27 protein-coding genes are annotated in these 26,667 nt (G+C 70.4%); 12 read left to right on the top strand and 15 right to left on the bottom strand.

Annotated elements, in window-relative coordinates; all coding sequences use genetic code 11:
• Both BLR99_RS23500 and BLR99_RS15620 read left to right on the top strand, forming a co-directional pair.
• On the top strand, positions 1-918 hold a 918-nt coding region (locus BLR99_RS23500; RefSeq protein ID WP_233427233.1), incomplete at its 5' end, for a hypothetical protein.
• 3 nt (positions 919-921) lie between these two features.
• Complete coding sequence (locus BLR99_RS15620) at positions 922-1,206, top strand: hypothetical protein (RefSeq protein ID WP_011796524.1); 285 nt, start codon at positions 922-924, stop codon at positions 1,204-1,206.
• Between the two features lie 16 nt (positions 1,207-1,222).
• On the opposite strand, the gene BLR99_RS15615 is transcribed toward BLR99_RS15620, so the two are convergent.
• A complete protein-coding gene (locus BLR99_RS15615; RefSeq protein WP_011796523.1) occupies positions 1,223-2,125 on the bottom strand; it encodes a DMT family transporter in 903 nt (300 codons plus the stop codon).
• 168 nt (positions 2,126-2,293) lie between these two features.
• Between BLR99_RS15615 and BLR99_RS15610 the strand changes: the two genes are divergently transcribed.
• Positions 2,294-3,280, top strand: a complete 987-nt coding sequence (locus BLR99_RS15610) for a quinone oxidoreductase family protein (RefSeq protein WP_074687352.1) — start codon at positions 2,294-2,296, stop codon at positions 3,278-3,280.
• Complete coding sequence (locus BLR99_RS15605; RefSeq protein WP_011796521.1) at positions 3,277-4,146, top strand: NUDIX hydrolase; 870 nt, start codon at positions 3,277-3,279, stop codon at positions 4,144-4,146. The genes BLR99_RS15610 and BLR99_RS15605 overlap by 4 nt, the downstream gene beginning before the upstream one ends.
• A 363-nt stretch (positions 4,147-4,509) precedes the next feature.
• Here the strand turns inward: BLR99_RS15605 and BLR99_RS15600 are convergent, their stop codons facing one another.
• Positions 4,510-5,139: a flavin reductase family protein gene (locus BLR99_RS15600; protein ID WP_011796520.1), complete on the bottom strand. Its 630-nt coding sequence runs from the start codon at positions 5,137-5,139 to the stop codon at positions 4,510-4,512.
• 220 nt (positions 5,140-5,359) lie between these two features.
• On the opposite strand from BLR99_RS15600, the gene BLR99_RS15595 reads away from it, so the two are divergent.
• Positions 5,360-6,406: a bile acid:sodium symporter family protein gene (locus tag BLR99_RS15595; RefSeq protein WP_011796519.1), complete on the top strand. Its 1,047-nt coding sequence runs from the start codon at positions 5,360-5,362 to the stop codon at positions 6,404-6,406.
• Between the two features lie 35 nt (positions 6,407-6,441).
• Here the strand turns inward: BLR99_RS15595 and BLR99_RS15590 are convergent, their stop codons facing one another.
• The gene (locus BLR99_RS15590) at positions 6,442-6,873 is read right to left on the bottom strand and encodes a tautomerase family protein (RefSeq protein ID WP_011796518.1); all 432 of its coding nucleotides are present in this window, start codon (positions 6,871-6,873) and stop codon (positions 6,442-6,444) included.
• Between the two features lie 108 nt (positions 6,874-6,981).
• Here BLR99_RS15590 and BLR99_RS15585 point away from each other — a divergent pair, with 108 nt between their 5' ends.
• The gene (locus BLR99_RS15585; protein WP_011796517.1) at positions 6,982-7,899 is read left to right on the top strand and encodes a LysR family transcriptional regulator; all 918 of its coding nucleotides are present in this window, start codon (positions 6,982-6,984) and stop codon (positions 7,897-7,899) included.
• On the opposite strand, the gene BLR99_RS15580 is transcribed toward BLR99_RS15585, so the two are convergent.
• Positions 7,896-8,075 (bottom strand): hypothetical protein, encoded by a 180-nt coding sequence (locus BLR99_RS15580; RefSeq protein WP_017440661.1) that lies wholly within the window; start codon positions 8,073-8,075, stop codon positions 7,896-7,898. The two genes, BLR99_RS15585 and BLR99_RS15580, sit on opposite strands and share 4 nt — an antisense overlap.
• 364 nt (positions 8,076-8,439) lie before the next feature.
• Between BLR99_RS15580 and BLR99_RS15575 the strand changes: the two genes are divergently transcribed.
• Positions 8,440-9,828 (top strand): YopJ family acetyltransferase, encoded by a 1,389-nt coding sequence (locus BLR99_RS15575; RefSeq protein ID WP_228193982.1) that lies wholly within the window; start codon positions 8,440-8,442, stop codon positions 9,826-9,828.
• Positions 9,829-9,834: 6 nt separating this feature from the next.
• Here the strand turns inward: BLR99_RS15575 and BLR99_RS15570 are convergent, their stop codons facing one another.
• Positions 9,835-11,502 carry a Na/Pi cotransporter family protein gene (locus BLR99_RS15570; RefSeq protein WP_017439198.1) on the bottom strand — a complete coding sequence of 556 codons (1,668 nt, stop codon included), beginning with the start codon at positions 11,500-11,502 and terminating at the stop codon, positions 9,835-9,837.
• A gap of 245 nt (positions 11,503-11,747) precedes the next feature.
• Between BLR99_RS15570 and BLR99_RS22645 the strand changes: the two genes are divergently transcribed.
• Entirely contained in the window at positions 11,748-12,461 is a 714-nt protein-coding gene (locus BLR99_RS22645; protein ID WP_011796514.1) for a hypothetical protein, read from the top strand.
• 37 nt (positions 12,462-12,498) lie between these two features.
• Here the strand turns inward: BLR99_RS22645 and BLR99_RS15560 are convergent, their stop codons facing one another.
• The 7 genes from BLR99_RS15560 to BLR99_RS23160 all read right to left on the bottom strand — a co-directional run bounded on the left by BLR99_RS15560 (position 12,499) and on the right by BLR99_RS23160 (position 18,376).
• A complete protein-coding gene (locus tag BLR99_RS15560) occupies positions 12,499-13,356 on the bottom strand; it encodes a phosphodiesterase (RefSeq protein WP_011796513.1) in 858 nt (285 codons plus the stop codon).
• Positions 13,357-13,371: 15 nt separating this feature from the next.
• Positions 13,372-14,457 (bottom strand): ABC transporter ATP-binding protein, encoded by a 1,086-nt coding sequence (locus BLR99_RS23775; protein WP_046059745.1) that lies wholly within the window; start codon positions 14,455-14,457, stop codon positions 13,372-13,374.
• A complete protein-coding gene (locus BLR99_RS15550) occupies positions 14,447-15,244 on the bottom strand; it encodes an ABC transporter permease (RefSeq protein WP_011796511.1) in 798 nt (265 codons plus the stop codon). The genes BLR99_RS23775 and BLR99_RS15550 overlap by 11 nt, the downstream gene beginning before the upstream one ends.
• Positions 15,245-15,253: 9 nt before the next feature.
• A complete protein-coding gene (locus BLR99_RS15545) occupies positions 15,254-16,078 on the bottom strand; it encodes an ABC transporter permease (protein WP_011796510.1) in 825 nt (274 codons plus the stop codon).
• On the bottom strand, positions 16,075-17,088 hold the full coding sequence (locus BLR99_RS15540) for an ABC transporter substrate-binding protein (RefSeq protein ID WP_074687350.1): 1,014 nt from the start codon (positions 17,086-17,088) through the stop codon (positions 16,075-16,077). The genes BLR99_RS15545 and BLR99_RS15540 overlap by 4 nt, the downstream gene beginning before the upstream one ends.
• Before the next feature lie 114 nt (positions 17,089-17,202).
• Positions 17,203-18,195 (bottom strand): LacI family DNA-binding transcriptional regulator, encoded by a 993-nt coding sequence (locus BLR99_RS15535; RefSeq protein ID WP_011796508.1) that lies wholly within the window; start codon positions 18,193-18,195, stop codon positions 17,203-17,205.
• 28 nt (positions 18,196-18,223) lie between these two features.
• Entirely contained in the window at positions 18,224-18,376 is a 153-nt protein-coding gene (locus BLR99_RS23160) for a hypothetical protein (RefSeq protein WP_157774159.1), read from the bottom strand.
• Between the two features lie 169 nt (positions 18,377-18,545).
• On the opposite strand from BLR99_RS23160, the gene BLR99_RS15530 reads away from it, so the two are divergent.
• Complete coding sequence (locus BLR99_RS15530) at positions 18,546-19,475, top strand: hypothetical protein (RefSeq protein ID WP_233423741.1); 930 nt, start codon at positions 18,546-18,548, stop codon at positions 19,473-19,475.
• A 40-nt stretch (positions 19,476-19,515) separates the two neighbouring features.
• On the opposite strand, the gene lspA is transcribed toward BLR99_RS15530, so the two are convergent.
• The 3 genes from lspA to BLR99_RS15515 form a co-directional block, all read right to left on the bottom strand.
• Positions 19,516-20,025 (bottom strand): signal peptidase II, encoded by a 510-nt coding sequence (gene lspA / locus BLR99_RS15525; protein ID WP_011796506.1) that lies wholly within the window; start codon positions 20,023-20,025, stop codon positions 19,516-19,518.
• On the bottom strand, positions 20,026-22,905 hold the full coding sequence (ileS, locus tag BLR99_RS15520) for an isoleucine--tRNA ligase (RefSeq protein ID WP_011796505.1): 2,880 nt from the start codon (positions 22,903-22,905) through the stop codon (positions 20,026-20,028).
• Positions 22,906-23,045: 140 nt separating this feature from the next.
• The gene (locus tag BLR99_RS15515) at positions 23,046-24,095 is read right to left on the bottom strand and encodes a bifunctional riboflavin kinase/FAD synthetase (RefSeq protein ID WP_011796504.1); all 1,050 of its coding nucleotides are present in this window, start codon (positions 24,093-24,095) and stop codon (positions 23,046-23,048) included.
• Between the two features lie 156 nt (positions 24,096-24,251).
• Between BLR99_RS15515 and BLR99_RS15510 the strand changes: the two genes are divergently transcribed.
• From BLR99_RS15510 to BLR99_RS15500, 3 genes are all read left to right on the top strand, one after another.
• Complete coding sequence (locus BLR99_RS15510; RefSeq protein WP_011796503.1) at positions 24,252-24,809, top strand: HNH endonuclease; 558 nt, start codon at positions 24,252-24,254, stop codon at positions 24,807-24,809.
• A gap of 255 nt (positions 24,810-25,064) precedes the next feature.
• Positions 25,065-26,045 carry a TRAP transporter substrate-binding protein gene (locus BLR99_RS15505; RefSeq protein ID WP_041828089.1) on the top strand — a complete coding sequence of 327 codons (981 nt, stop codon included), beginning with the start codon at positions 25,065-25,067 and terminating at the stop codon, positions 26,043-26,045.
• A gap of 97 nt (positions 26,046-26,142) precedes the next feature.
• On the top strand, positions 26,143-26,658 hold the full coding sequence (locus tag BLR99_RS15500) for a TRAP transporter small permease (RefSeq protein WP_011796501.1): 516 nt from the start codon (positions 26,143-26,145) through the stop codon (positions 26,656-26,658).
• Positions 26,659-26,667 lie beyond the last annotated feature (9 nt).

Here is a 26,667-nt window from a genome sequence, read left to right as displayed (position 1 = left end):
CTGGCACTCACGCCGATCTCACGCGCCAGCTCGTCGGGCGTGGCGCTGTGCGGTGGCAGCAACCTGCCCACCGCTCTGTCTTTGAATGCTTGTCCGTATCGTGCCAACTGGCTTCTCGCTCTTCGCCCCCGGGGTGAAACACACGGCAGCGGGCCGGCGCCTGAAGGCACCTGCAAGGCTGTGCATTTGTGGACGATGCGCTGCGCGCACCGGCCCGCTTGCCGTGGACAACGCTTCGCGTTGCCCACCACGCAGACCTTCGACCACAACTACACAGCCTCCTACTACCTTCATGAACTCCGAACACCGGAGTCCTATCGAGGCGACAACTATTCTGACGCGGGGGGATGGGGCGGGGGCCGGGCTTACATCCAGAAGTTCAAGGACGCCTGGGTCCGGCATAACAAGCAGTCGATCGTCACCGAGTCAAAGAAGTATCAATTGCCGCCGGAGTTGCTGGCGGGCGTTTGCTGGATCGAAGTGGGTGGCGATCCCAGCTTCATCGATCGGGTCGCTTTCGAGATCAGGTCGTTCGACTGGAGCGGTCCTCCTTGGACAGACAAGCAGGCGATTACCAACCATCCCAACAAGACGTCCTTTGGAGCCGTCAGCATTCAGATTCGCGCTGCGGCTGAAACGCTCGGGCTCAATCCCTCTGAACTGACTTCCAGCCAAGCCCGCGGATTGGCAGAATGCTTGCAGAAAGATGTGTTCAACATCGAAGTGGTCGCCAGGCATTTGAGCCAATTGGCTGCACACGATGGTTTCTCCGCACCCCTCGGTCAAGAAGAGGTTCGCATCATTGGTGCCAGATACAACCGGGGAGTGGGATTGACGCTGGAGCAGATCAGGAAGAACACCAGCTATGGCAATTTCCTCGTGAAATTCTGGAACCGTTTCAGTCAACTGATCCAGTAAGCCATGCACAAAACCCTCCGTCTCTGCATCCACCTGGCATGCATCGCCGGCCTGCTGGCGATGTTCCTGCTGTCCGGCGACAAGTACGACGTGCTGTACGCAATGGATCCTTCGATTCCACCGGGGAGCATCGAAGGTGGGGGTAGCGGAAGAGTGGTGACCGTTGCCATCTTCCTCGCCATCGTGTTGTTGCAGATCTTCGCCATGGCAAAGGCCACCCGCATGCGGGAGCGGTGGCTGCCCGCCGTTCTGATGTTGTCAGGAGCGCTGCTGCTGGTCTTCGCCTGACTGGAGCAAGAGTTTCTTACCCCCGCCGCGACGACACCACGATCCCCGCCACGATCAGCGCGAACGCCGCGCCGTGGTAGAGGTGGGGCGTCTCGCCCAGTACCAGGGCGGAGAGCACGGCGGCGAAGAGTGGCGTGAGGTTGATGAAGAAACTCGCCACGGCCGGGCCGGCGCGCTGCACGCCCACGCCCCAGCAGCGGTAGGCGAGCAGGGCGGGGCCGAGCGCGATGAAGGCGAGGGCGGCCACGAGCGGCCAGCCCCAGGTGGCGTGGGCGTGGCCGAGCGTCCATTCGCCGGCGGCGAACGCGCCGGACCAGGCCAGGCCGAACACCATCTGCGCCATGAGGAAGGCGGCCCAGTCGCCGCGCAGGCCCACGGGTTCGGTGGTGCGCGACAGCAGCCAGCTGTAGAAGGCCCAGGAGATGGTGGCCAGCACCATGTAGAGATCGCCCGGCACGAGCCGCAGCGCCAGCAGCTGCGCCCATTCGCCGCGGCTGAGCACCACCAGCACGCCGGCGATGGAGAGCAGCGCACCCGTCGCCTGCGCGCGCGTCACCCGGGCCCCGAAGCAGAGCGTGCCGATGGCCAGCATCCAGACCGGCAGGCCGGAGCCCACGAGCGTGACGTTGAGCGGCGTGGAGGTCTGCAGCGCCATGTACTGCAGCGCGTTGTAGCAGCCGATGCCCAGCAGCCCGAGCATCGCGTAGCGGCGCCAGTGCGGCCACAGCGGGCTGCCGCGGCGCAGCACGCCGTGGGCCAGGGGCAGCAGCACGAGGAAGGCCAGCGCCCAGCGGATGAAGTTGAGCGCGACCGGGGAGATGAGGGGATGCACGAGGCGGCCGACGACCGCGTTGCCGGCCCAGAGCAGCGGCGCGGCCACGAGCAGGGCCGCGGTGCCGGACGAGAGTCGTTGTGTCATGGCCTGGAAATGTACCGGCCTGCGGGCTTCGCCGATCCGTGGCAGGATGCACGCCGGCCCCCGCGTGGGGCCATTCCGCGGGCCGGATGCCCGTCCGCATTGCCCCGGTCCGCGTTCCCGATTTTTTCCTTTCTTTTTGATCGTGTCTTCCATCGCAGGAGTCGCCGCATGAGCCTTGCCGTCCAGATCCGCCAGCACGGCGGTCCCGAAGAACTGCACCTGACCGACGTGACCGTGGGCGAGCCCGGCCCCGGCGAGATCCGCATCCGCCACCATGCGGTGGGCCTGAATTTCATCGACGTGTACCACCGCACGGGGCTGTATCCGCTGCCGATGCCGGCCACGATCGGCATGGAGGGCGCGGGCATCGTCGAGGCCGTGGGCGCGGGCGTGACGCACCTGGCCGTGGGCGACCGCGCCGCGTATGCGAGCCAGCCGCCCGGCAGCTATGCCGAGGTGCGTGTGCTGCCCGCGAAGTGCGTGTGCCGGCTGCCCGACGCGATAGATTTCGAGACCGGCGCGGCGATGATGCTCAAGGGCCTGACGGCGCAGTACCTGCCGAAGAAAACGCTGCCGGCCGAAGGCCTGCAGCCGGGCGACCACGTGCTGTTCCATGCGGCCGCGGGCGGCGTGGGGCTGATCGCCTGCCAGTGGGCGAAGGCGCTGGGCCTGCAGCTCATCGGCACGGCGGGCAGCGACGAGAAGTGCCAGCTGGCGCTCGCCAACGGCGCGGCGCATGCCATCAACTACCGCACCGAGGATTTCGCGGCGCGCGTGAAGGAGATCACGGGCGGCAAGGGCGTGAAGGTGGTGTACGACTCGGTGGGCAAGGACACCTGGGAGAAGTCGCTGGAGTGCCTGCGGCCCTTCGGCCTGATGGCCACCTTCGGCAATGCCTCGGGCCCGGCGCCGGCGTTCGCGCCCGGCATGCTGGGCGCCAAGGGATCGCTCTACGTCACGCGGCAGACGCTGTTCACGCACATCGCCACGCGCGAATCCACCCAGGCCATGGCGGACGACCTGTTCGCGGTGGTGCAGAGCGGCGACGTGTCGATCCACATCGACCAGCGCTACCCGCTGCGCGACGTGCAGCAGGCGCACCGCGACCTGGAAGCGCGCAAGACCACGGGCTCCACCATCCTGACGCTGGAATGAGCGGGCATTGCGAGATGCCGGTGCCCGCGTGGGTGGCACCGGCCCGCGCGCTGGCGCACCGGCCGGCTATGGTGCCGCGTGTGCTGTTCGCCGTGGCCGGGCAGATCGTGGGCTCGGTGGCGCCGGGGGTGATGGAAGGAATCGCGCTGGACAGCGACGCTGACCGGGCCGACGGGGCCGACGGGGCCGACGGGGCCGTTGCCGCTGCGGCCTCGCTGGTGAAGGAACGCCACGCCGGGGCCGAGCGCTGGCACCTGGCCTGCGCCCCGGCCGATGCCACGCCTGCGCTGGCCGCGCTGGCGAATGCGCTGCGCCGCGCCGGGCGCTGCGGGGCGTGGCGCGAGGAGCAACTGGCGGTGTGCAACGCGGCGGGCGAGCGCATCGGCACGGTGGAGCGCGGCGCGGTGCGCGCGCTGGGCATCGCCACGCGGGCGGTGCACCTCGTGGCCTGCGCGCCGGACGGGCGGCAGTGGGTGCAGCAGCGCGCGTTCGACAAGCCCAGCCACCCGGGCCGGTGGGACACGCTCATGGGCGGCATGGTGAGCGCGCAGGACACGGTGGAATCCGCCCTGGCGCGCGAGACCTGGGAAGAAGCCGGGCTGCGCATCGAGGCGCTGCAGGCCGTGGCGCACGGTGGCCATGTCGATTTCTCGCGCCCGAGCGATGAAGGCGAGGGCGCGGGCTACATGGTGGAGCGCATCGACTGGTTCCGCGCCACCGTGCCCGAAGGCGTGGTGCCGGCCAACCAGGACGGCGAGGTGGAGCGCTTCGAGTTGCTGGAGGCGGCCGAAGTGCAGGCACGCCTCGCGCAGGGCGCGTTCACGCCCGAAGCGGCACTGGTGCTGGCCGGCTTCTACGGCTGGTGACCTGGCGCGGGGCAGGGCGGCGGGCGCACCGCCGTCCTCCTTTTCTTTCTTTCTTCCCTCGGTTTCCCCTTCACCGGCGGCCGGCACGCGATACCCGCACGCGCCGGATAGCGGCTGCGCGCGCCGGATAGGGCGCACGCGGGTCTTCGCCGCACCATGGAGCCCAAGCAGCAAACGGCTGCGAAACCACCGGAGAGGGTCTGGGAGCGGCTCACACGACCCTTCTGGCGTCGTTGCCGCATCTTGTCGTAGCGCTGGAACTGCCTGTGCGATGCGGTGCCCCGCCGGAACCGCGTCCCTGGGGCGTGTGAGTCGCTCGGGATAAGAAGCGGCTGGCACGGCTGGCACAGCGGCTCCGCCGTGCTACCGGGGCCGCGCCATGCGCAGCAGTCCCTCGGGCAGGATCTGGAAATAGTCCTGCGGACCGCCCGCGCGCAGGATGGGCTGCGCCGCAGCCGTGTCGTAGATGCCGCCGTGCAGCAGCGCGCGGTCGATCTGCACCGCCACCACCTGGCCGAACACCATCCAGGTGCCGAGCGGCTCGCCGTCCAGCCCGGCCAGGCGCTGGACCTGCGTCACCCGGCATTCCAGGGCCACCGGGCTCTCCGCCACGTGCGGGGCCGCCACTTCCAGGCAGGGCGCTGGCGTGAGGCCGGTGAGCGCGAACTCGTCGGCGCCAGGCAACTCGGTGCTGCTCAGGTTCACCTGTTCCGCCAGCGGGCGCGTGGCCAGGTTGCACACGAACTCGCCCGTCTCCTCTGCATTGCGCACCGTGTCCTTGTGCCCGACGCTGGAGAACGCCACGATGGGCGGGCGGTAGTTGAAGATGTTGAAAAAGCTGTAGGGCGCGAGGTTGGCCCGGCCGCCGGCCGAGCGCGTGGAGATCCACCCGATGGGCCGGGGCCCCAGGATCGCCGGAATCGGATCGTGCGCGAGCCCGTGGCCCTCGGAGAGGCGGTAGGTGTGCCTTTGCGTTTGCCTTTTCGTGTGCATGCGGTAAGTGGCGTCGTGGCGGAGGGGAGGTCCCGGCCATTCTGGCGCCGGACCGCCCGCGGGAGCGCGGCGCGGCGCAGAGATCCGCAGGCGGCGGATAGCGGCTGCGGGCAGCGGACGGGGTGGGCATGGCGGACATCGCACGGCCGGGACTGCACGCCGTGCCCGCCGGGTCAATAATGCGGGGTTATCCCGTACGCAGCGCACCGCCGCAACCGCCATGGCCCGTTCCCGCTTCCTGCCCGACAACTTCACCATTGCGCTGATCGCCGTCGTCGCGCTGGCCAGCGTGCTGCCCGCCGCCGGCCGGGCGGCGCGTGGCTTCGAATACGCCACCACGGCGGCCGTGGCGCTGCTGTTCTTCCTGCACGGCGCCAAGCTGTCGCGGCAGGCCATCGTCGCGGGCCTGTCGCACTGGCGGCTGCACCTGCTGGTGATCGCCTCCACCTTCGTGCTGTTCCCGCTGATCGGCTGGGCACTGCGGCCCGTGCTGGAGCCGCTGGTCACGCCGGAGCTCTACCAGGGCGTGATCTTCCTGTGCGTGCTGCCCGCCACGGTGCAGTCCGCCATCGCCTTCACCGCCATGGCGCGGGGCAACATGCCCGCGGCCATCTGCTCGGCCTCGGGCTCCACGCTGCTGGGCATCGTGATCACGCCGATGCTGGTCGGCCTGCTGCTGCCGGGCGTGCCCGGCGCCCAGGCGGGAGCAGCCACCGCGGGCTCGGCGGGCCACGACACCCTCGCGAGCATCGGCCGCATCACGCTGCAGCTGTTCGTGCCCTTCCTGGCCGGCCACCTGCTGCGGCCCTGGATCGGCGGTTTCGTGCAGCGCCGTGCGGCGGTGCTCAAGTTCGTGGACCAGGGCTCCATCCTGCTCGTGGTCTATACCGCGTTCAGCGCGGCGGTGATCGAGGGCCTGTGGCACGACATTCCCCTGCACGCGCTGGCGGGGCTGGTATTCGTGTGCGCCGTCATCCTCGCGATCGCGCTGGCCACCACCACCTGGATCAGCCGGCGCATCGGGTTCTCGAAAGAGGACGAGATCACCGTGGTGTTCTGCGGCTCCAAGAAGAGCCTCGCGAGCGGCGTGCCCATGGCCAAGGTGCTGTTCGCCTCGCACGCCGTGGGCGCGCTGGTGCTGCCGCTGATGGTGTTCCACCAGATGCAGCTCATGGTATGCGCGGTGATCGCGCAGCGCTACGCCCGCCGGCCGGCGGCGGACGGGGAAGCCGCCGCAGCCGAAGTTCCGCCCGCGGCACGCCGCTGAGTGCGCGCGCCGCGGGGCATGCCCGTGCGCGCGGGTCAGCCGCCCTGGATCCACTCTCCAGGCACTGCCTGCACCCCGGCCTGCTGGTGGCGCCATTCCTGCGTGCGCCCGCCGTAGCCGTAGGCCGCCGCGCGCGCGTCGATCAGGTGCACGTAGCTCACCGGATGCAGCCGGGGCAGCAGGGCCTCGAAGGCCGCATGCACCTCGCGCAGGTAGAGCGCCTTCTCGGCCTTGGTGTTGGTCTCGTCGGTGATGCTGATGTCGAGGTGGAAGGCGCTCTGCTCCAGCTCTGCCAGCGATGCGCCGCCCACGAACCATTGGGCGGCCGGGATGAACTGCACGGTGGTGGCGATGACCGGCAACTGCTTGCCCAGCACGCGCTGGGTGATGCGGGCCACGGCATCGGCGGCGTTGCGGGCGAGCGAGGCGTCGGGTTCGCCGCTGAGGTGGATCACGGTGTGGGGCATGCGAGGCTCCTGGGGCCGGGTTGGAATGGTTCCGATTCTTCGGCTTTCCACGCCATCGGAAAAGCAGGATGATCGGCAGTCATCCATCGAAAATTCCGTGGGATCGACATGCGCCCCTTCAACCTGGAACAACTCAGGACGTTCGTCGCGGTGGCCGATGCCGGCAGCCTGGCCGCCGGTGCGCCGCAGGTCTTCCTGTCGCAGTCGGCCGTGAGCGAGCAATTGCGCAAGCTCGAGCAGCATGCCGGCCAGGCGCTGCTGGTGCGCTCCAAGGCCGGCGTGGCGCCCACCGCCGCCGGGCTGCGGCTGCTGGCGCACGCCCGGCAGTTGCTGACGCTGAGCGAGTCGGCATGGCACGACCTGCGCGGCGCGCGGCTGGAGGGCGCGCTGCGGCTGGGCGTCACCGACTATTTCCGTCCCGCGGAGCTGGCGGGGCTGCTGGCGCGCATGCAGGCCCGGCACCCTGGCGTGCGGCTGCAGGTCACGGTGCAAAAGAGCGGCGACGTCGAGGCCGGCTACGCCCGGGGCGCGTTCGATGTCGGCATCGCCATGCGCCTGCCGGCCCCTGCCGCCGGCCGCTCCGCCGGTGCGCCGGCCCCGGCCCGCGGCGGGCAGGTGCTGCGGCGCGAGCCCCTGCACTGGATGGGCGCCGCGCAGATTGCCGCCGCGCCGCCCGGCCGGGAGGAACCCCTGCGCCTGCTGGCACTGCCGGACACCTGCGCCCTCCACCAGTTCACGGCGGCCTTGCTGCGCCGGCGGCGCATTCCGTTCACGGTCGCGCTCATGGCCTCCGGGGTCGCCGGCCTGCAATCCGCGCTGGCGGCCGGGCTCGGCATCGCCTGCCTGAACGCCGCCGCGCTGTGCGAGGGCGTGCAGGTCCTGCCCGCGGCCTGGGGGCTTCCGGCGCTGCCCCAGGCCCGGTTCATCGTGCTGCCGCCGCGCCCGGGCGAATCCGCCTTCGTCCGCAACGCCCGCGAGCAACTGGCAACCGACTTCGGGCAGGCCCCGGCGCGCGCGGCACGCTAGCGCCCCGGCTTCGGTGGCGCAGGGCTTTCGCTGCCGCCGGCGGGCTGCCGCAGGCGGTCGTTGCGGACCTCCTTCATCATCTCCTCGCCGACCGGATCGGTGCCATCCACCGGCACATCGGTTTCCTGGGTGACTTCCGGTTCGTCGCTGGGGGGCTTGCGGTGGGGCGTGGGCATGGCGTCTCCTCGGGGTGCGGGATGGCGGGGCCATCGGACCTGACAGGGTAGGGGCTCCGTGCCCCGATGGCAAACGCGGGGGCTTGCAGGGCATCGCGATGCGGACGGATGGCTTTCGCCCCGGTTCGCCCGGCAGGCACCCGTTTCGCGCCGCCGGGCGCCTTTCCGCAGGCCACGTGCATGCTCGGCGGCATTGCCCTCGAAGGCACTGCCTTGCCCCGCCATGCCCCGTTCCGTCACATCCTCTTCGCCGCCACGCCCGCCCGGCCCTGCCCACCCCGACCATCCGCCGCCATCCGCGGCCGAGCGGCCTGCCCGACGGCGCCGGCAGGCCGCTGGCACGCCGGGGCCGTCGGCGCCGGGAATGCCGTCGCCGCCGCGGCGCCCGGGGCTTTCCCTGCCGATCACCCGCGAGCGCGCCACGCTGCGCCGGATGGTGCAGGGCCCCGCCTTGCTGGACAACACCGCCGCGCTGTCTCGCATGGGCTTCGACCCCCGGGCGCAGTTGCTGTGCGCGCCTCCCGGGCGGCGCCCCGTGGAGGCTGCCGCACCGGGTGCGCTTTTCCTTCCCATGGCGCTGCCTGTGCCGCCGGCCCCGGTGGTCGCGCTGCCTTCCGGCGATCCCGTGGCCGCGCAGCGGCGGCAGGTGGTCGATGGGCTCTGCGAACTGCGTGCCCTGGCAGCCGAAGTGCATGCCGAAGGCGCGAGCCCGGACGACGAGCCCGCCGCCTTCCGCAAGCTCGACAAGCTGGCGATGCCGGCGATCGTGTCCGCCCTCAATGCGGAGGACCCGCGGCTGCGCCTCGTCTATGCCCACGCCAGCGTCCCGGACGACCGGGGCGTGGTTCCGGACCACCGCGGCTTCGGCTCCGTGGAGTGGCGCAGCTTCCTGGCGGATGCGGCGCCCGGCCGATGGCGGATCGTGCTCGACAACGCCGCCCACAATCTCGCGCTGGACCTGCATGTCGAGGGACTGCCCGGCGAGCCGGGGCGCCGTGGCTCCGTGGTGCACATGAACTCGTCCGTTGCCGAGGGCGCCGAGCCGATCATCACGGCTGCCGAGATGGCGGCCCACCTGCGCCTGCCCGAGGGCTGGCCGCTGTTGCTGCTGGATGTGCCCGCCCAGAAGAGCCTGCGCTCCTGCAGGATCTTCGCGCTGTCGATGGCCCTCAAGTGCGCCGCCGATGCATCCCTGGAGGAACTGCACGCCCGGCAACTGCGCGGCGAGCCGCCGTCCTTCGATACGGTCGAGGTGGATGCCGAGCTGCTGCTGCCGGCCGAGTATTCCGGCGAGGCCGACAGCCTGTCGGACGGCAGCACGGCCGCATCGGCGGACAGCCCGGCGACCGGCTCCGTCGCCCCGGCGACCCCGCAGCCGGTGGGCCTGCTCGCGCACTACGTCAAGACGGTGGCGGACGTGCTGGGGCCGGCCTACATGAAGCATGCCCAGTCCCGCACGGCCGTGCAGGGCTATCTCGACGGGTTGCCGCACGGGGCCCGCGATCAGCCCGTGAACCGCAAGGGACAGACGCTGCTGGAAAGGCACGACGCCCACCGGGTGGCCCGGTGGCCCGGCCCTGCGGCGCGCAGGCCCGGCCCGCTGCTGCAGAGCGCGTCGATCGAGCTCAAGCGCATCGCCTTCCTCGACAAGGCGATCCGCCATGCTGCCCGGTGCAGCGCGCAGGACATCCTGCCGCTGTGCGAGGCCATGGGCAACGTGGACAGCCGCTGGCGCGACTGGTATCGGCACTGACGGGGGTCAGGCCAGCGGATCGGCACCCGCATCGCCGGGCGCGCTGCGCAGCCGGCTCGGCGCCAGCGCCCCCGCGGAGTCGAGGATCGGGTAGGCCAGCGAGCAGATGTGCGAATTGATGCGCTTGAGGTCGCTGATGAGGTCGATGTGCAGCGAGCTGGTTTCCATGCTCTGCACGGTCTTGTCGGACAGGCGGCCGAGGTGGGTCGCCGCGTAGGCGCGTTCCAGGTCGCGGAAACGCGTCTTTTCCTCCAGCAGCCGCTGCGCGTCGCGCACATTGCCGTTGAGGAACACGCTCATCGCCAGGCGCAGGTTGCTCACCAGCCGGCCGTGCAGCTCGGTGATCTCGGCCATGCCCGCATCGGAGAAGCGTCGGCCCTTGCGGATCTTCTTGTCCTCGATGTCCGTGAGCACGCGCTCGATGATGTCGGCCACCTGCTCCATGTTGATGGTGAAGCTGATGATGTCCGTCCAGCGCCGGCTTTCCTCCTCGCCCAGCGCTCCCCGGGAGATCTGGGTGAGGTAATACTTGATGGACGAGTACAGCCCGTCCACCTCGTCGTCCATCTTGCGCAGTTGCTGCGCCAGCTGCACGTCGTCCCGGCGGATCACGTCGAGCACGCCCAGCAGCATGGTCTCCACCACGTCCGCCTGGTAGAGCGCCTCCCGCGCCGCGCAGGACATCGCCAGCGAGGGGGTGGAGAGCGCTGAAGGGTCCAGGTGCTGCGGCCGGCGGCTGGGCGGACCTTCGGGCGGGGGCAGCAGCCGCGTGACGGCGCGGGCCACCCACTGCGTGAACGCGATGAAGCCCAGGCTGACCACCACGTTGAAAGCCAGGTGGAAGAGCACCACGCTCTGGGCCGCGCCGGGCATGTGCGGCTGCACGTGCCGCAGCCACAGTCCCACCAACGGCGCGACCACCAGCACGCCCATGAGCTTGAACATCAGGTTGCCCACGGTCACCTGCCGCACTTCCACGGCCGACTTGGCGGTGGTGATGACCGCCAGCAGGCCGCTGCCGAGATTGGCGCCCAGCACCAGGCCCAGCGCCACGTCCAGCGGCACCACGCTGGAAGCCGCCATCGCCGAGATCAGCAGCACGATGGCGAGGCTCGAATAGGCGATCACCGCCAGCACCGCGCCCATCACCACCTCCAGCACCAGGTCGCTGTCGAGCGAGCCGAGCAGGGTGCGGATGATCGGCGAGGCCAGCATCGGCCCGCTGGCCTGCACCACCATCTCCAGCGCCAGCAGCATCAGGCCCAGCCCGATCAGCACGCGCCCCACGCGCCCGGCGGTGCTCGCCTGCCGGGTGATGAACAGCACCACGCCCACGAAGATGAACAGCGGCGACAGCCAGGACAGGTCGGTGGAGAACAGCACGGACATGAGGGCCGTGCCGATGTCCGCCCCGCGCATCACCGCCAGCGCGGCCGGCAGCGTGATGAGCCCCTGCCCGACGAAGGACGAGGTCATGAGCGAGGTGGCGGTGCTCGACTGCACCAGGGCCGTGACCCCGATGCCCGACAGCGCCGCCGAGAAGCGGTTGCCCATGCTGCGCGCCAGCAGCGTGCGCAGGTTGGCGCCGAACACGCGCAGCACCCCGGTACGCACGAGGTGCGTACCCCAGACCAGCAGGGCCACGGCGGCCAGCAGATTCAACAGGTGCTTCATGGATCGGGTGTTCGCAGGCCTCCCACGGCAGAGCCGCGGCAGATGTTGTTTTCCAGAGGCCACAGCATACTCCTGAATCCATAGCAATCGGCCGGCGGCCACGGCCGTGCCGGGGGCATGGGATGCGGTGAAGCGCGAGGGCGGGCGCCTTCGCCCCGGCCTGCCGGACTTCGCGGGCATGGCCCCGCGGCGCCGCGGGCGGCCCTAACCTCGCCGCATTCCTGATTCGAACGGATCACCACACCATGCATTTCAGCTTCAATCAGCTCTGCGGGGCAGGTACCTCGCAACGCCGGTCGCACTCCGCGCAACCGGCCGCCACCTCCGCGACCCGCCAGTCCCACCCTGGCCGCAGGCTCGACGCCGCAGGCGGACCGGCCCCCCGGGGGCGCACTTTCCAGACCGACCCGGCCGATTCCGGCCCGCCGCCCCGGCGCCCGGCGCCCGCGCTGCCGCAGGCGCACCGGATGCAGTCGCAACCCGCCGCTGCGCAGACCCTGGTGTTCGCGCCGCGCTTCCTGTCGAACGGGCCGGTGGAGGCCATCGTCCTCACCCCTGAACAGGACGCGCAACTCTCGCGTGCCGACAGCGCCGCCACCCGGCTGGAGCGGCTGGTATCGCTCTCTCTGGGGCCGGCGGCCAGTGGCCGGCCTTCCGCCGCGGATCCGGAGCAGGTCGGCGCGCTGCAGCGCAAGCTGGGCGAACTCCAGGAGATTCAGGCGCGGAAGGCGCAGCTGGCCGAGGACGCGACGCAACTCCGGGAAGCCTTCGATGCGGGGACATCTCTGGGCATCGACTGGAACCGCCACAAGTCCTGGGAGCGCATCCTGAAAGCCCGTCCGGAGGAACGGATCGTCCAGGTCGATGAGGGCGTCGCCAATCTGCAGCACCGCCTGGGCGAGGCCCGGCACGCCATCGGCGAGCGCCGCGAAGCGGCGCTGGGCAAGTACGTTTTCTGAGCGAATGCCGGCACGGGCGCGGTGCCCGCGCCGGCCGTCAGTCGATGAGCCGCCCGCCGTCGTGGAACGGGTAGGGGCCCGGATACTGCCCGCTGGCTGCCAGGTGGCTCACCAGCCGCCCACCTGCGGGCAGCGCATGCACGGCGAAGCCCGGGGGCTCCAGCGTCCAGGCCGACGCGGCATCGGGCGCGAGGTCCAGGCACACCTGGTGCGCCGGCGAGGGCACCGTGGCCGCGATCGTGCCGCCGAAGCGCACCTGGATGCTGCGGTGCAGGTGGCCGCAGATGACGCGCTCGACGTTGGGATGGCGGGCCACCAGGGCCTCCAGCGCCTGCGCGCCTTCGAGCAGCCCGATCTCGTCCATGTGGCCGATCAGCGTGCGGAAGGGCGGATGGTGCATGGCGATGACCACCGGCCGGCCCCTGCTGGCATCGAGCTGCGCGGCCAGCCATTCCAGGCGCTCGGCGCAGAGACTGCCCTCGCTCGCGCCGGGCACCACGGTGTCCAGCGCGATGAGCTGCAGGCCGCCCACGGACACGCTGAATTGCACGAAGCCGTCCGTGCCCAGGTAGCCGTGGCCCGGGAAGCTGGCGCGCAGCTGCGCGCGGTCGTCGTGGTTGCCGGGCAGCAGGTAGAGCGGTATCGCGCCCAGCGGCGCGAGCAGCTTGCGCAGGTGGCCGTACTCTTCGGGCCGCCCGAAATCCGTGAGGTCGCCCGTGGCGACGATGGCGTCGGGGCGCTGCGGCATGCGCAGCACCGTCTCCACTGCCTGGCGCAGGTAGGGAGCGGTGTCCAGCCGGCCGTAGGCCAGGCGGCCGGGCTCGCGGATGTGCAGGTCGGAGAGCTGCAGCAAAAGGGTGGTGGGTGCGGTGGATGCGGTCATGGAGCGGGTCATGGATGGGTCTGCGTTTCAGGCGGCAGTGTCTTCGGCCAGCGGCATGAGCCGCTGCGGCGCGATGCGCACGGCCACCGCATCGCCCGCGCGGGCGGCGTGGTCGCGGGCCACGTCGGCGCGCAGCGGGGCCTGGCCGGGCACGTTGAGCGTGAGCTGCACGCGGTCGCCCAGGAAGCTGCGGTGCGTCACGTCGGCATGCCCCCAGCCGGGTTGGCCCAGGACGGTAGGCTCCACTTCCACGTCTTCCGGCCGGACCAGCCAGGCGCTGCAGGCGGCGCCTGGCGGCACGGGCAGTTCCAGCCCGCCCAGATCGATACAGCCCGGCGCGGCGTGCCGTGCGCCCGCCTCGGGCAACACCAGGCGGTTCACCCGCCCCAGGAAGGATGCCACGAACGGGTGCGCCGGGGTGCGGTAGAGCGTCTCGCCGTCGCCCACCTGCACGATGCGCCCGGCCTGCATCACGGCCAGCCGGTCGGCGATGGCGAGCGCCTCCTGCTGGTCGTGCGTGACGTGGATGGCGGTGATGTGCAGGCGGCGCAGCAGCTCGGCCAGTTCGTCGCGCAGCGATTCCTTGAGCTTGGCGTCGAGTGCGGTGAGGGGCTCGTCCAGCAGCAGCACGCGCGGGCGCGCCGCCACGGCGCGGGCCAGGGCCACGCGCTGGCGCTGGCCGCCGGAAAGTTCCGCGGGGCGGCGCTTCTCCAGCCCGTTCAGGCGCACCAGGTCGATCAGCTCGCCCACCACGCGGCGGCGTTCCACCTCGGGCGTGCCGCGGATCTTCAGGCCATAGCCGATGTTGCCCTCCACCGTCATCTGCGGAAACAGCGCATAGTGCTGGAACACCATGCCCACGCCGCGCTGCTCGATGGGCAGCTGCGTCACGTCGGCGCCGCCGAAGGCGATGCGGCTGCCGGCGTCCGGCGCCTCCAGCCCGGCGATCAGGCGCAGCAGCGTGGTCTTGCCGCAGCCCGAGGGGCCCAGCAGCGCCAGCACCTCGCCCGGCTCCACGGCCAGGTCGGTGGGCTGCAGGCCGCGCGCGCCGCCGGCATAGGTCTTCGCGCAGCGGACGATGTCCACGCGCGTGCGTTCGAGTTCAAGTGCCATGGTGTTTCTCGATGAACGTGCCGGCGGCCTGCAGGCCCCACAGCACGGGCAGGATCACGATCAGGAAAACAAGGGTGTAGGCCGAACCGATCTCGATGCGCATCGAGGCATAGCTGTCGGCCAGCCCCACGGGCAGCGTGCGGGTGAGCGGGGTGTGCAGCATCCAGGTGAGGTTGAATTCGCCCACCGACAGCGTGAACACCATCAGGCTGCCGGCCACGATGGCTGGCAGCACGGCCGGCACCAGCACGCCGAGGAAGCGCTGAGAGAAGCTGGCGCCCAGCGAGCGCGCGGCCTCTTCCAGCGAGCGCAGTTCGTCCTTCCGGAAGGCCGCGCCCACGGTGCGCACCATGAAAGGCAGCGTGAACACCATGTGCCCGACCAGGATGAAGGCGAAGCTCTGGCGAAAGCCCTGCAGAGAGCCGTAGGCCAGGATCAGCGCCAGCGCGCTCGCCAGCCCCGGCACCGCCACGGGCAGGGTCAGCAACTCCTCGAAGAGCCGCGCCGCGCGCGAGCGGCTACGCGCCAGCGCATAGGCGCAGGGTACGCCGATCAGCAGGTTGCCCGCCACGCACAGCAGTGCGAGCCACAGCGACCAGGTCACGGTGCTCCCGTAGTGCTCCCACACCTCGCCCAGCCAGCGCAGCGTGAGACCGCTGCGCAGCCCCGTGCCGTAGTTGTGGACCAGCCCGGCCATCACCGACAGGGCGATGGGCGCGGCCATGAAGAGCGTCACCAGCGCGGTGAGGGCGATCAGCGCCCAGGGTGCCTGTCGTGCGTTGCGCATGGAGATTCCTTAGAACGCGGACGTGCCGGCCCAGCGGCGGGACACCCAGAGCACCAGCCAGGTGATCAGGCCCAGCGCGATCGACAGGCTGGCTGCCAGCGCGAAGTTGGCGTAGTTGGTGAATTCGTCGTAGATGGTGATGGGCAGCACCTCGAACTTCGCCGACAGCGTGAACGCCGTGCCGAAGGCGCCCATGGCCGTGGCGAACACGATCGCGCCGCAGGCCAGCGTGGTGGGCGCGAGCGCCGGCATCCACACGTCGCGCGCCACGCGCCAGCGCGAGGCGCCGAGCGAGCGCGCGGCTTCTTCGAGCTGCGCGTCCATGGCGCCGGCCGCCGCCGTGTAGGTGGCGATGGCGCGCGGCAGCGAAAAGTACAGGTAGGCCAGGAACAGGCCCACCAGCCCATAGGCGAAGGTGATCCGGCCCCAGCCCAGCGCCTGCGTCAGGCCCGCCAGCGTGCCCTGGCGACCGCCCAGCAAAATCATGAAGAATCCCACGATCACGCCGGGAAAGGACAGCGGCAGCGTCAGCAGCGACAGCAGCAGCTGCCGCCCGGGAAAGCGCTGGCGCGCCAGCGTGATGCCCACCAGGGCGCCGAGCATCAGCGTGGCGAGCGTCACGGCCAGCGACAGACCCAGCGTCTGCAGCAGGCTCTGCAGGTAGCGGCCGTTCGTCAGCACCGCGAAATACGTCGCCCAGCCCTGGCGCGCCGGCAGCGCCACCAGCAGGGCCGTGGGCAGCAGCCAGAAGGCCGCGAAGAACGCCACGGCCGGCGCGGCGCACGCGGCCAGCAGGGCGCGCGAAGGAGCGAAGCCGCCGTGGCGTGCCGTCATTTCACGTCCCGCAGGTAGCGGTCGGAGAACGCCTTCTGCACCGCGGCCATGCGGCCGTAGTCCACCGTCTTCGCGCGGGCATATTCGCTGGCGGGCAGGAAGCGGGCCTGCACGTCGGCGGGCATGGCGGCGGCGCGCACCGGCCGCAGGTAGGCCTTGGCCCAGATCGCCTGGCCCTCGTCGGAGAGCACGAAATCCAGCACCTTCTTCGCCTCGGCGGCATGGGGCGCCTTCGCCACCATGCCCATCACGTAGGGCACCACCACCGTGCCCTCGGCGGGGATGACGAACTGCACGTTGGCGCCGTCCTTGTACTTCGCGCGGTAGGCGTTGAAGTCGTAGTCCAGCAGGATCGCGATCTCGCCCGAGAGCACGCGCGCATAGGCGGTCTGCTTGGGCACGATCGGCTCGTTCTTCTGCAGCGCCTTGAAGTAGTCGATGCCGGGGCCGAAGTTCTCCAGCGTGCCGCCGCGCGCCTGGTTGGCGGCCACCGCGCCCACGTAGCCCACGAAGGCCGAAGCCGGGTCCAGATAGCCGATCAGGCCCTTGTACTCGGGCTTGAGCAGGTCGGCCCACGACTTCGGCACCGGCTTGCCGCCCAGCGCATCGACGTTGACCATGAAGCCCAGCGTGCCCGAATGGATCGTGAACCAGTGGCCGGCCGGGTCCTTCAGGCCGTCGGGAATGTCCTTCCAGCCGGCGGGCTGGTAGGTGCCCAGCAGGCCATCCTTCTGCGCCTGGATGGCGAAGGTCACGCCGAGGTAGGTCACGTCGGCCACGGGGCTGGCGCGTTCGGCGGACAGCTGTGCGAGCGACTGGCCGGAGTTCTTGTTGTCCGGCGGCACGGTCACGCCGGTCCGGGCCTTGATGGCCTTGAGCTGGGTGCCCCAGTCGGCCCATTCGGGCGGGCAGTTGTAGCAGATGGCGGTCTGCGCGAAGGCACCGCCGGTGGCGGCCAGGCCGAGGGCGAGCGCGGCGGCGCGGGCGAGTTTCTGGAGGGCGGATCGCATCGATGGCTCCTGTGCGAAGAAAGAAAAAGGGGGTGGATGGAACGTGGCGGAGAAAAAGCAGAAAGCGGGCGGAACGGACCGATCTGGGCGGGGCAGGGGGCGCGAGTGTCGGTGTCAGATGGCCGCGCACGACCCTCCCGCGCGGAAGTGATGGGGCAGCGTCAGGCTGTCTTCCCGGGTGGGCAGCCGGTGCGACGCCATGGCCTCGATCAGCAGTTCCACGCTGCAGCGGCCGATATCGACATTGGGCTGCGCCACCGTGCCGAGCACGGGCGTCAGGTCCCTGCCCAGCGCGATGCCGTCGAAGCCCACCACGCTGAGGTCGCGCGGCACCTCCAGGCCCGCCATGTGCGCCGCGCGCAGGCAGCGGATCGCGATCAGGTCGTTGGAGCAGACCAGGGCGGTGGGGGGCCGCGGGCCGCGCAGCAGCTCGGCCACCTCCTGCACGGCGGTCTCGACGAAGGGCACTTCCACGACCCGCGCCGGGGCCAGCCCCGCCTGCGCCATGCCGCGCATGAAGCCGCGGCAGCGCTGCTGCGCGCGGTCGGACGCCGCGAGCTGCCCGCTCACCATGGCGATGCGGCGGTGCCCCAGCGCGGCCAGTTGCGCGACCAGTTCCGCCACGGCGCCTTCGCCGTCCACGGAAACACAGGGATGGTCCGGATGCCGGTTGTAGGCCAGCGCATACGGCAGTCGCGCCGCGGCCAGCCGCTCCAGCGCCACCGAGGTCCGGGGCTGGGACACCACGAGGACCATGCCGTCCACATTGCCCGCCAGCAGCAGGTGCACCGCGCGCTCTTCCTGCGCCACCGCATAGTCGGTGGTGTACGGCAGGATGGCGTAGCCCCCCCGCGCCGCGGCCTGCGCGATGCCGTCCAGGCATTCCGCGAACACCGGGTTCAGCAGCGTGGGCAGCACCACGCCGATGACGTGGCTGCGCTGGGTGCGCAGCGTGCGCGCCGTGGCGTTGGGCACGTAGCCCAGCCGCTCGGCGGCGCCGAGCACCGCGGCGCGCGTGGCGGGCACCACCTTGTCGGGCGTATTGAACACCCGGGAAACGGTGGCGGCCGAAACCCCGGCTTCGCGGGCGACGTGCTGGATGGTCATGGGAGGACGGAACAGGGCGGGAAACAGGTCATGTAATCGATTTCATGGCATTGGAGCCCGGCCGCGTGACGGGGCGATGACAGCAGGGCAGTGCCCCGGGGGCGATGCCTTCGTTTCCCTGGTTGCCTGCTTCGCCCAGGGAGTCGCCGGATGGCATGGCAACTTTCATCATCTCGTCCATGGTTTCCCGCCTCACCCCGACCAGCGCTCCGCCAACGCACCAAGCCCATGGCGCGCCTGCCGCGCCCCCGCCGCATGCGCGAGGCGCATCCTCCGCAGTGGCGGCCGGTGCCGGCGCAGCCCTGCGTCCCCGAGGGGTGCCCCCAGGACCTTCCGCGCCGCGCCGCGGCGTGGCCGGCGACGCGCTGTTGCGGCCCTATGTCATGGCGCGGGCGATCGATGGACGGCACGTGGAAGGGGCGGATCTGGCCCGACTGCGGCAGGCCCACGGCACGGTCGAGGCAACGCGCAGCCTCCTGTCCATTGGGCGGGGCAATGTGGCTCAGGACATCGAGCGCACCGGCGGCGAGAGCCTGCGCGGGATGACCGCCGCCAAGGCCGTGGCGGAACACCTGGTGGGTGCGGGCTGGCCGCAGTTGGCCGCGAGGGCCGCCGGTGCGATCGCGGCCAGGGCCGGCAACTGCGACGAGCACGCGGCCCTCGCAGCCCTGTTGCACGTGCCCCGGCTGCGCCCGCAAGAGGCGCTCTGCCAGGTGATTTCCCACGAGATCCCGCACGTATGGACCGAAGTGCGCGGCGGTGGAGGGCCGGAGGACGACCTCGTCATGGATGCCTGGCTGGAAGGGCCCGCAGTGTTCGCTCCCGATGGGCAGTGGTCCGACACGCCGGCGACCAAGGAGGAATACTTTGTGCAGGGCGGTCCGGAAAAAGCCTGCCTCGACGTGTTGCTCGCATACTCCGGCGCCGCCTTGCATGCATGGGTCGAGTACGAACGGAGCCAGGTTCCGGAAGGCTCCCTGCCTCCCCCCGGCTATGCCTATCCAGCCATGCCGGCCGTCAGCAGGGCCTTCGAGCGCAGGGTCCAGCGGAAACTCTCCGGTGCCGGAGAGGCGGAGCGGGCCGCCAGTGCCGGGGTGCCCCGCGAGGCACTGACGGCGCTACCCGCGATGCAGGAGGCACGGCGCGCGGTGCGCTATGGTGTGCTGGCCGTAGGCGTGGCCCGGCAGATGACCGCCGGGCTGGACGTGCGCCAGGCCGTGGCAGAAGTGCCCGCCTTGCTGTACGGCGCCGCCTGCCGGCTCCGCCGGAGAACGTCCTGACGGCCCGACGCGCCCCGGGCCGGTGGCATCCGGCGTGCGTTCAGCTGCCCCGCCGCACCCGCATCAGCTCGTCGATGATCAGGCAGGCCGCGCCGATCGTGATCGCGGAGTCGGCCAGGTTGAAGGCCGGGAAGTGCCAGCCGCGTGCGTGGAAGTCCAGGAAGTCCACCACGTAGCCGTGCATCATGCGGTCCACCACGTTGCCGATGGCGCCGCCCAGGATGCTGGAGAGCGCGAAGCAGAACAGCTTCTGCCCGGGGTGGGCGCGCAGCTGCCAGACGATGAAGAACGCCGCCGCCACGCCGATGCCGGTGAACACCCAGCGCTGCCAGCCGCCCGCGTTGGCCAGGAACGAGAACGCCGCGCCGGTGTTGTGCGCCCGCACGATGTTGAAGAAGCTGGTGACGTAGGTGGCGTCGCCCAGGCGGTAGTAGCCCAGGATCAGCGTCTTGGTGAACTGGTCGGCCACCAGCAGCAGCACGGCCCAGGCCAGCCAGGGCCACAGCGAGCCCTTGCCGGATGCGGAGGAAGAAGCGTTGCCGCGGGCCATTTATGCGTGCTCCCGTGTCTCGCCGCTGCCGTACAGGTTGCTCACGCACCGGCCGCAGATGGTCGGGTGGGCAGCGTCCCGGCCCACGTCGGCGCGGTAGTGCCAGCAGCGCTCGCACTTGGCGTCCTGGCTGGCCGCAACACGGACGGCGAGCGCATCGCCCGCCACCAGCTCGACGGCGGAGGTGATGAACACGAACTTCAGGTCCTCGCCCAGGCTGGCCAGCAGCGCATGGTCTTCCGGCGGCGCCACCAGGGTGACGTCGGCCTGCAGCGACGAGCCCACCTGGCCGGCGGCGCGCACCGCCTCGATCTCCTTGTTCACCGCGTCGCGGATGGCACGGATGCGCATCCACTTCGCGGCCAGGCCTTCGTCGGCGCCGGCGATGGGCTGGTAGGTCTCCAGGAAGATGGACTCGGAGTGGCCGAACGTCTTCCACGCCTCCTCGGCGGTGAAGGACAGGAACGGCGCCATCCAGCGCAGCATGGCGTGGGTGATATGGTGCAGCGCGGTCTGTGCGCTGCGGCGCGCCAGGCTCTTCGGCGCGGTGGTGTAGAGACGGTCCTTCAGCACGTCGAGGTAGAAGCCGCCCAGGTCCTCCGAGCAGTAGAGCTGCAGCTTCGCCACCACCGGGTGGAACTCGTACACCCGGTAGTGCGCCAGCACCTCGGCCTGGAACTCCGCCGCGCGCGTGAGCGCATAGCGGTCGATCTCCAGCATCTCCGGGAACGGCACGGCGTCCGTGGCGGGATCGAAGTCGCTCACGTTGGCCAGCAGGAAGCGCAGCGTGTTGCGGATGCGGCGGTAGGCGTCCACGACGCGGGCGAGGATCTTGTCGTCGATGGCGAGGTCGCCCGAGTAGTCGGTGGACGCCACCCACAGGCGGATGATTTCGGCGCCCAGCTTGCCGCTGATCTGCTGGGGCGACACCGTGTTGCCCAGCGACTTGCTCATCTTCTTGCCCTGGCCGTCCACCGTGAAGCCGTGCGTGAGCAGGCCGCGGTAGGGCGCGCGGCCGAAGATCGCGCTGGCCAGCAGCAGCGAGGAGTGGAACCAGCCGCGGTGCTGGTCGTGGCCCTCCAGGTACAGGTCGGCCTCGGGACCGCTGTCGTGGTGCATGCCGGCGTGCGTGCCGCGCAGCACGTGCCAGAACGTGGAGCCGGAGTCGAACCACACTTCCAGGATGTCGGTGCTCTTGGTGTAGTTCGGCGCATCCTGGGCGCCCAGGATTTCCTCCGCCGTCACGCGGCTCCAGGCCTCGACGCCCCCCGCCTCGACGATGGCGGCGGCCTGGTCCAGGATCTCCATGGTGCGCGGGTGCAGCTCGCCCGAATCCTTGTGCAGGAAGAACGGGATCGGCACGCCCCAGCTGCGCTGGCGCGAGATGCACCAGTCGGGCCGGCCCGCGATCATGTCGCGCAGGCGGGTCTTGCCGTTCTCGGGGTAGAAGCGGGTTTCCTCGATGGCGGCCAGGGCGATCTGGCGCAGGGTCTGCGCGGGCTTCTGGGCCGGATCGGTGAACACGCCCTCGCCCTCGTCCATGCGGACGAACCACTGCGCGGCGGCGCGGTAGATCACCGGCGTCTTGTGGCGCCAGCAGTGCGGGTAGCTGTGGGTGATGTCCTTGGAGGCCATCAGGCGGCCGGCATTGCGCAGCGCCTCGATGATGACCGGCACGGCCTTCCAGATGTGCAGGCCGCCGAACAGAGGGAAGCCGGCCGCGTAGGTGCCGTTGCCCTGCACGGGGTTGAGGATGTCCGCCAGCGCCAGGCCATGGGACACGCAGGAGTTGAAGTCCTCCAGGCCATAGGCGGGGGACGAGTGCACGATACCCGTGCCGTCGTCGGCCGTGGCGTAGTCGGCGAGGTACACGGGCGAGAGGCGCCGGTAGCCGAAGCTGCCGTCCTCGCTCGCCACGTCGTAGAGCGGGTGTTCGAACTCCAGTCCGCCCAGCTGCTTGCCGGGGGTGGTGGCGATCACGCTGCCCGTGAGTCCGTAGCGTTCCAGGCAGGCGGCCACCAGCGGTTCGGCCACCAGCAGGAGGCGCTCGCCCGTGTCCACCAGCGCGTAGCGGATCTCGGGGTTCAGGTTCAGCGCCTGGTTGGCGGGGATGGTCCAGGCGGTGGTGGTCCAGATGACCACGAAGGTGTCCTTGGGCAGGGCGGGCAGGCCGAAGGCGGCGGCCAGGGCGGCCGGGTCGTGCGCCCTGAAGGCCACGTCCAGCGTGGTGCTCTTCTTGTCCTGGTACTCGATCTCGAACTCGGCGAGCGACGAGCCGCAGTCGAAGCACCAATAGACGGGCTTCAGGCCGCGATAGACGAAGCCGCGTTCCATGACCTTCTTCAGCGCGCGCAGCTCGCCCGCCTCGCTGGCGAAGTTCATGGTCTTGTACGGGTGGTCCCATTCGCCCAGCAGGCCCAGGCGCTGGAAGTCCGCCATCTGCTGGGCGATCTGCTCGGTGGCGAAGGCGCGGCCCTTGGCCTGCATCTCGTCGCGGGGCAGGTTGCGGCCATGCAGCTTCTCGATGGCGTTCTCGATCGGCAGGCCGTGGCAGTCCCATCCCGGGGTGTAGAGCGCGTCGAAACCTTCGAGCTGCCGCGCCTTGGTGATCATGTCCTTGAGGATCTTGTTCACCGCATGGCCGATGTGGATCTGCCCGTTGGCGTAGGGCGGGCCGTCGTGCAGGATGAACTTAGGGGCGCCGCGCCGCGCATCGCGCAGGCGCTTGTAGATGCCCTTGTCGTTCCATTCCTGGACCCAGCCCGGCTCGCGCCTGGGCAGGTCGCCGCGCATGGGGAAGGGCGTGTCGGGCAGGTTCAGCGTCGCGCGGTAATCGGTTCCGGGCGTGGATTCGGAGGCGGAGGGCGTGGTGTCGGACATGGCTGGGCAGGAGTGCCTGGCTGCCGGCAGGTGCCGGGGCCGCCAGGGCGGAAGCGTGAAAAAGGGGGAGGGAGGGCAGCCGCGCACCGGCGCGGCCCGGGGAGGAGCGGGCGCGGCCGCCGGGGCGGGCCGCGCGGGCGTCAAATTCGGTCGCGCGTGGTCTGGCGGCGGGTTTCCGTGTAGCTGGCGGCCGGGGTGGAGGCGAAATACGCCCGCGCGTCCTCGCAATCCCGGGCGATGCCGGCGGTGAGGGCGTCGAAGCTGTCGTACTTCAGCTCGTCGTGCAGTTTGTGCAGGAGTTCCACGCGCACGATTTTACCGTAGGCCCCCTCGGGCCCCAGGTGGGCGGGCCACTGCAGGCAATGCGTCTCCAGCAGCACGCGGCCGCCGTTGACGTCGTTCGGATCCAGCGAGGGGCGCACGCCCAGGTTGGCGACACCGGGCAGGGGCGCGTCGCAGAGGCCGTGCACCAGGACGGCGAAGATGCCGCCGGCCGCCGGCTTCCAGTGCGCGAAGCGCAGGTTCAGGGTGCGGAAGCCATCCCCGGCGCCCTCGGCGCTCGCGCCCAGCGCACGGCCGAGCTTGCGCCCGTGCACCACATGGCCGCTGATCGCGTAGGGACGGCCCAGCAGCGCCGCCGCGGCTCCCATGTTGCCGCGGGCCAGCGCATCGCGCACGGCCGAGCTCGACACGCGCAGCCCATGCACTTCATAACTGTTCATGCGCGCCACGTCGAAGCCGCGCTCGCGCCCGGCGGCGTCCAGCATCGCGTAGTCGCCCGCGCGCTGCGCGCCGAACCGGAAGTCATCGCCCACCAGCACGTAGCGTGCGCCCAGGCCGCGCACCAGCACGTCGTCGATGAAGGCCTGGGGGGGCTGGCGCGCCAGCCGTTCGTTGAAGGGCAGCACCACCGCCTGCTGCACGCCGCAGCGCGCCAGTTCCTCCAGCTTGTCGCGCAGCGTGCCGATGCGCGCGGGCGCCAGTTCGGGCCGCCGCAGGGCTCCGGCGAAATAGTCGCGGGGATGCGGCTCGAAGGTCAGCACGCAGCTCTCCACGCCGCGGTGCGCCGCTTCGCTGGCGAGCAGCGCCAGCATGGCCTGGTGCCCGCGGTGGACACCATCGAAATTGCCGATGGTGACCGCGCAGGCTGGGGCGATGCCGGGGTGGTGGAGGCCTCGGAAGATCTTCATCGGAATGCTAGTTTTTTGATACCGTGCCATGCAGGTGCGCCAAGCGCTGGCCGCCAATCCGTCGTGATTTGGGAGTATATTGTGCGGCACGGGCCCCCGCGGGTGGCCCGCGAGACATCAGCGTTCCGAATCTTGTCGTGTTGCAAGGAGGGTGTTGTGAAGGTCTTGAAGCTGTCGGCCCAGGGGCTGCCGCAATCGTGGATTTCGCTCGAACAGGCGGTCACGCACTATGCCGCTGGCGAGGTGCGCTGGGAGTCCGGCGGGCCCATCGCGGTGTTCCGCGGCGGGCACAACGCGCTCACGGGCGAGCAGTCTGTGATCGAGGTCAACAGCATCATCGGCACCAAGGGCGTGCCCGGCATCAACCCCTTCGGCCTCAAGCCCTCCCTCACCAACAGCAAGCTCTTCGCGCGCGACCGCAACATCTGCGCCTACTGCGGCGGCCACTTCCACGAGGAAGACCTCACGCGCGAGCACATCGTGCCCTTCGCTCGCAACGGCGCCGACCACTGGATGAACGTGGTCACCGCCTGCCGCGCCTGCAACCACCGCAAGGGACCGCGCACGCCCGAGCAGGCCCACATGCCGCTGCTGTACGCCCCGTACGTGCCGAGCCTGTGGGAAGACTTCATCCTGCGCAACCGGCGCATCCTCGCCGACCAGATGGAGTTCCTCATGGCGCATGTGCCCAGGTCCTCGCGGCTGCTGAGCTGACGGGCCCTTCGTTCCCGACCGCCGTGTTCCGGCATGCGGTATGCGGTGCGCGGAACCGGCGCAGTCAGGGCATTCCCGCTCGCCAGGATGGCGCAACGGTCACCATAATCGCCCGCCGTCCCCGGGCGGCATGCTTTTCCGCTGCCGGCCCTGCCAGGCTTTCCACGTTCACCGGACCCCGTACCCATGCGCCACGCTGCCGTTACCGCTCCCGCCGTTTCCTCGCCTTCCCTCCCGCTGCCCGCCCACCGCACCCTGCGCCGCCAGGGCCTGGCCGCGGCGCTGGCCGCCATCGCCTGCCTGGCCACGGGCACGGTCCACGCCCAGCAGGCCAAGGAAGTCAAGCTCGGCTACGCGCTGGCCGTCAACTCGCACTACGGTGCGGCCGCCCAGGCGTGGTCCGAAACGGTCGAGAAGGCCACCAACGGCGCCATCAAGTTCAAGCAGTTCCCCTCCAGCGCCCTGGGCGGCGAGCGCGAGCTGATCGAGGGCCTGCAACTGGGCACCGTGGAGGCCGTCATCGTCTCCACCGGGGCCCTGAGCAACTTCGTGCCCGACGTGGGCGTGGTGGACATCCCCTTCCTGTTCCGCGACACGGCCCACGCCCGCGCCGTGCTCGACGGCGCCTTCGGCCAGGAACTGCTGGGCAAGTTCCAGAAGCGTGGCCTCATCGCGCTGGCCTGGGGCGAGCAGGGCTTCCGCCACCTCACCAACAACAAGCATCCGGTCAAGACGCCCGCCGACCTGAAAGGCCTGAAGATCCGCGTGACCGAGAACCCGGTCCACATCACCGCCTTCCGCACGCTGGGCGCCTCGCCCACGCCCATGTCCTGGCCCGAGGTGATCGGCGCGCTGCAGCAGGGCACCATCGACGGGCAGGAGAACCCCATGTCGGTCATCGTCTCGGCCAAGCTGCCGCAGGTGCAGAAATACCTCTCGCTCACGGGCCACGTCTATGCCCCGATGGCCCTCATCGTTTCGCCCAACTTCTGGGCGGGCCTGAACGATGCGCAGAAGGCCGCCTTCACGCAAGGCGCCAAGGCGGGCGCGCTGGCTTCGCGCAAGTTCGTCGATGACGTGGAGCAGAAGGGCCTGGCCGAAGTCAAGGCCGCCGGCATGCAGGTGGTGGAGTCGGTGGACAAGAGCGCCTTCCAGAAGGCCCTGGAGCCCGCCTACAAGCAGTACGCCACCAAGTTCGGCCAGAAGACCCTGGACCAGATCGCCAGCGTGAAGTGAGCCGGGGCGGGCGGCATGGGCCGCCTGCCTTGCGGCTCCATCGGCCTGTGCCCGGCGCGTCCGGGCTTTGTCTTTTCCAGCCCCCATCCATCCCGCCATGCTCCCTCGCTTCGAGCGCGCCCTGGTCGCCGGCAACCGCTGGCTGCTCATCCTCCTGCTGCTGGCCATGGCCTGCATCGTCTTCGCCAACGTGGTGCTGCGCTACACCACGGGCGACTCCATCGTCTGGGCCGAAGAAGTGGCGCGCCACCTGATGATCTGGTGCACCTTCCTGGGCGCCGGTCTGGTGCTGCGCTTCGGCGGCCACGTGGCCATCGACAACCTGCACCACGTGCTGGGCGAGCGCGGCGCGCGGGCGCTGCGCGGCTGCATCGTGGTGGCGCTGGGCGCGTTCTTCCTGGTGATGGCCTGGTTCTCGGTGCAGTACGTCTGGGCCACGCGCTTCCAGACCACGCCCGCCACCGACATCCCCTTCGCCTGGATCTACGCGGCCATGCCGGCGGGCTTCGTGCTGCTCTTCGTGCACCTGCTCTTCATGGCGCGCGGCTACATCCGGGACGGCCGCTACGTCGAATCCGACGAGATGGACGCCGAATCGGCGGCCTCCCTGTGATGGCCCGCA

Source organism: Paracidovorax citrulli, from assembly GCF_900100305.1.
GTDB classification, from domain to species: domain Bacteria; phylum Pseudomonadota; class Gammaproteobacteria; order Burkholderiales; family Burkholderiaceae_C; genus Paracidovorax; species Paracidovorax citrulli.
This window is presented reverse-complemented; position numbering and strand designations above follow the sequence as displayed.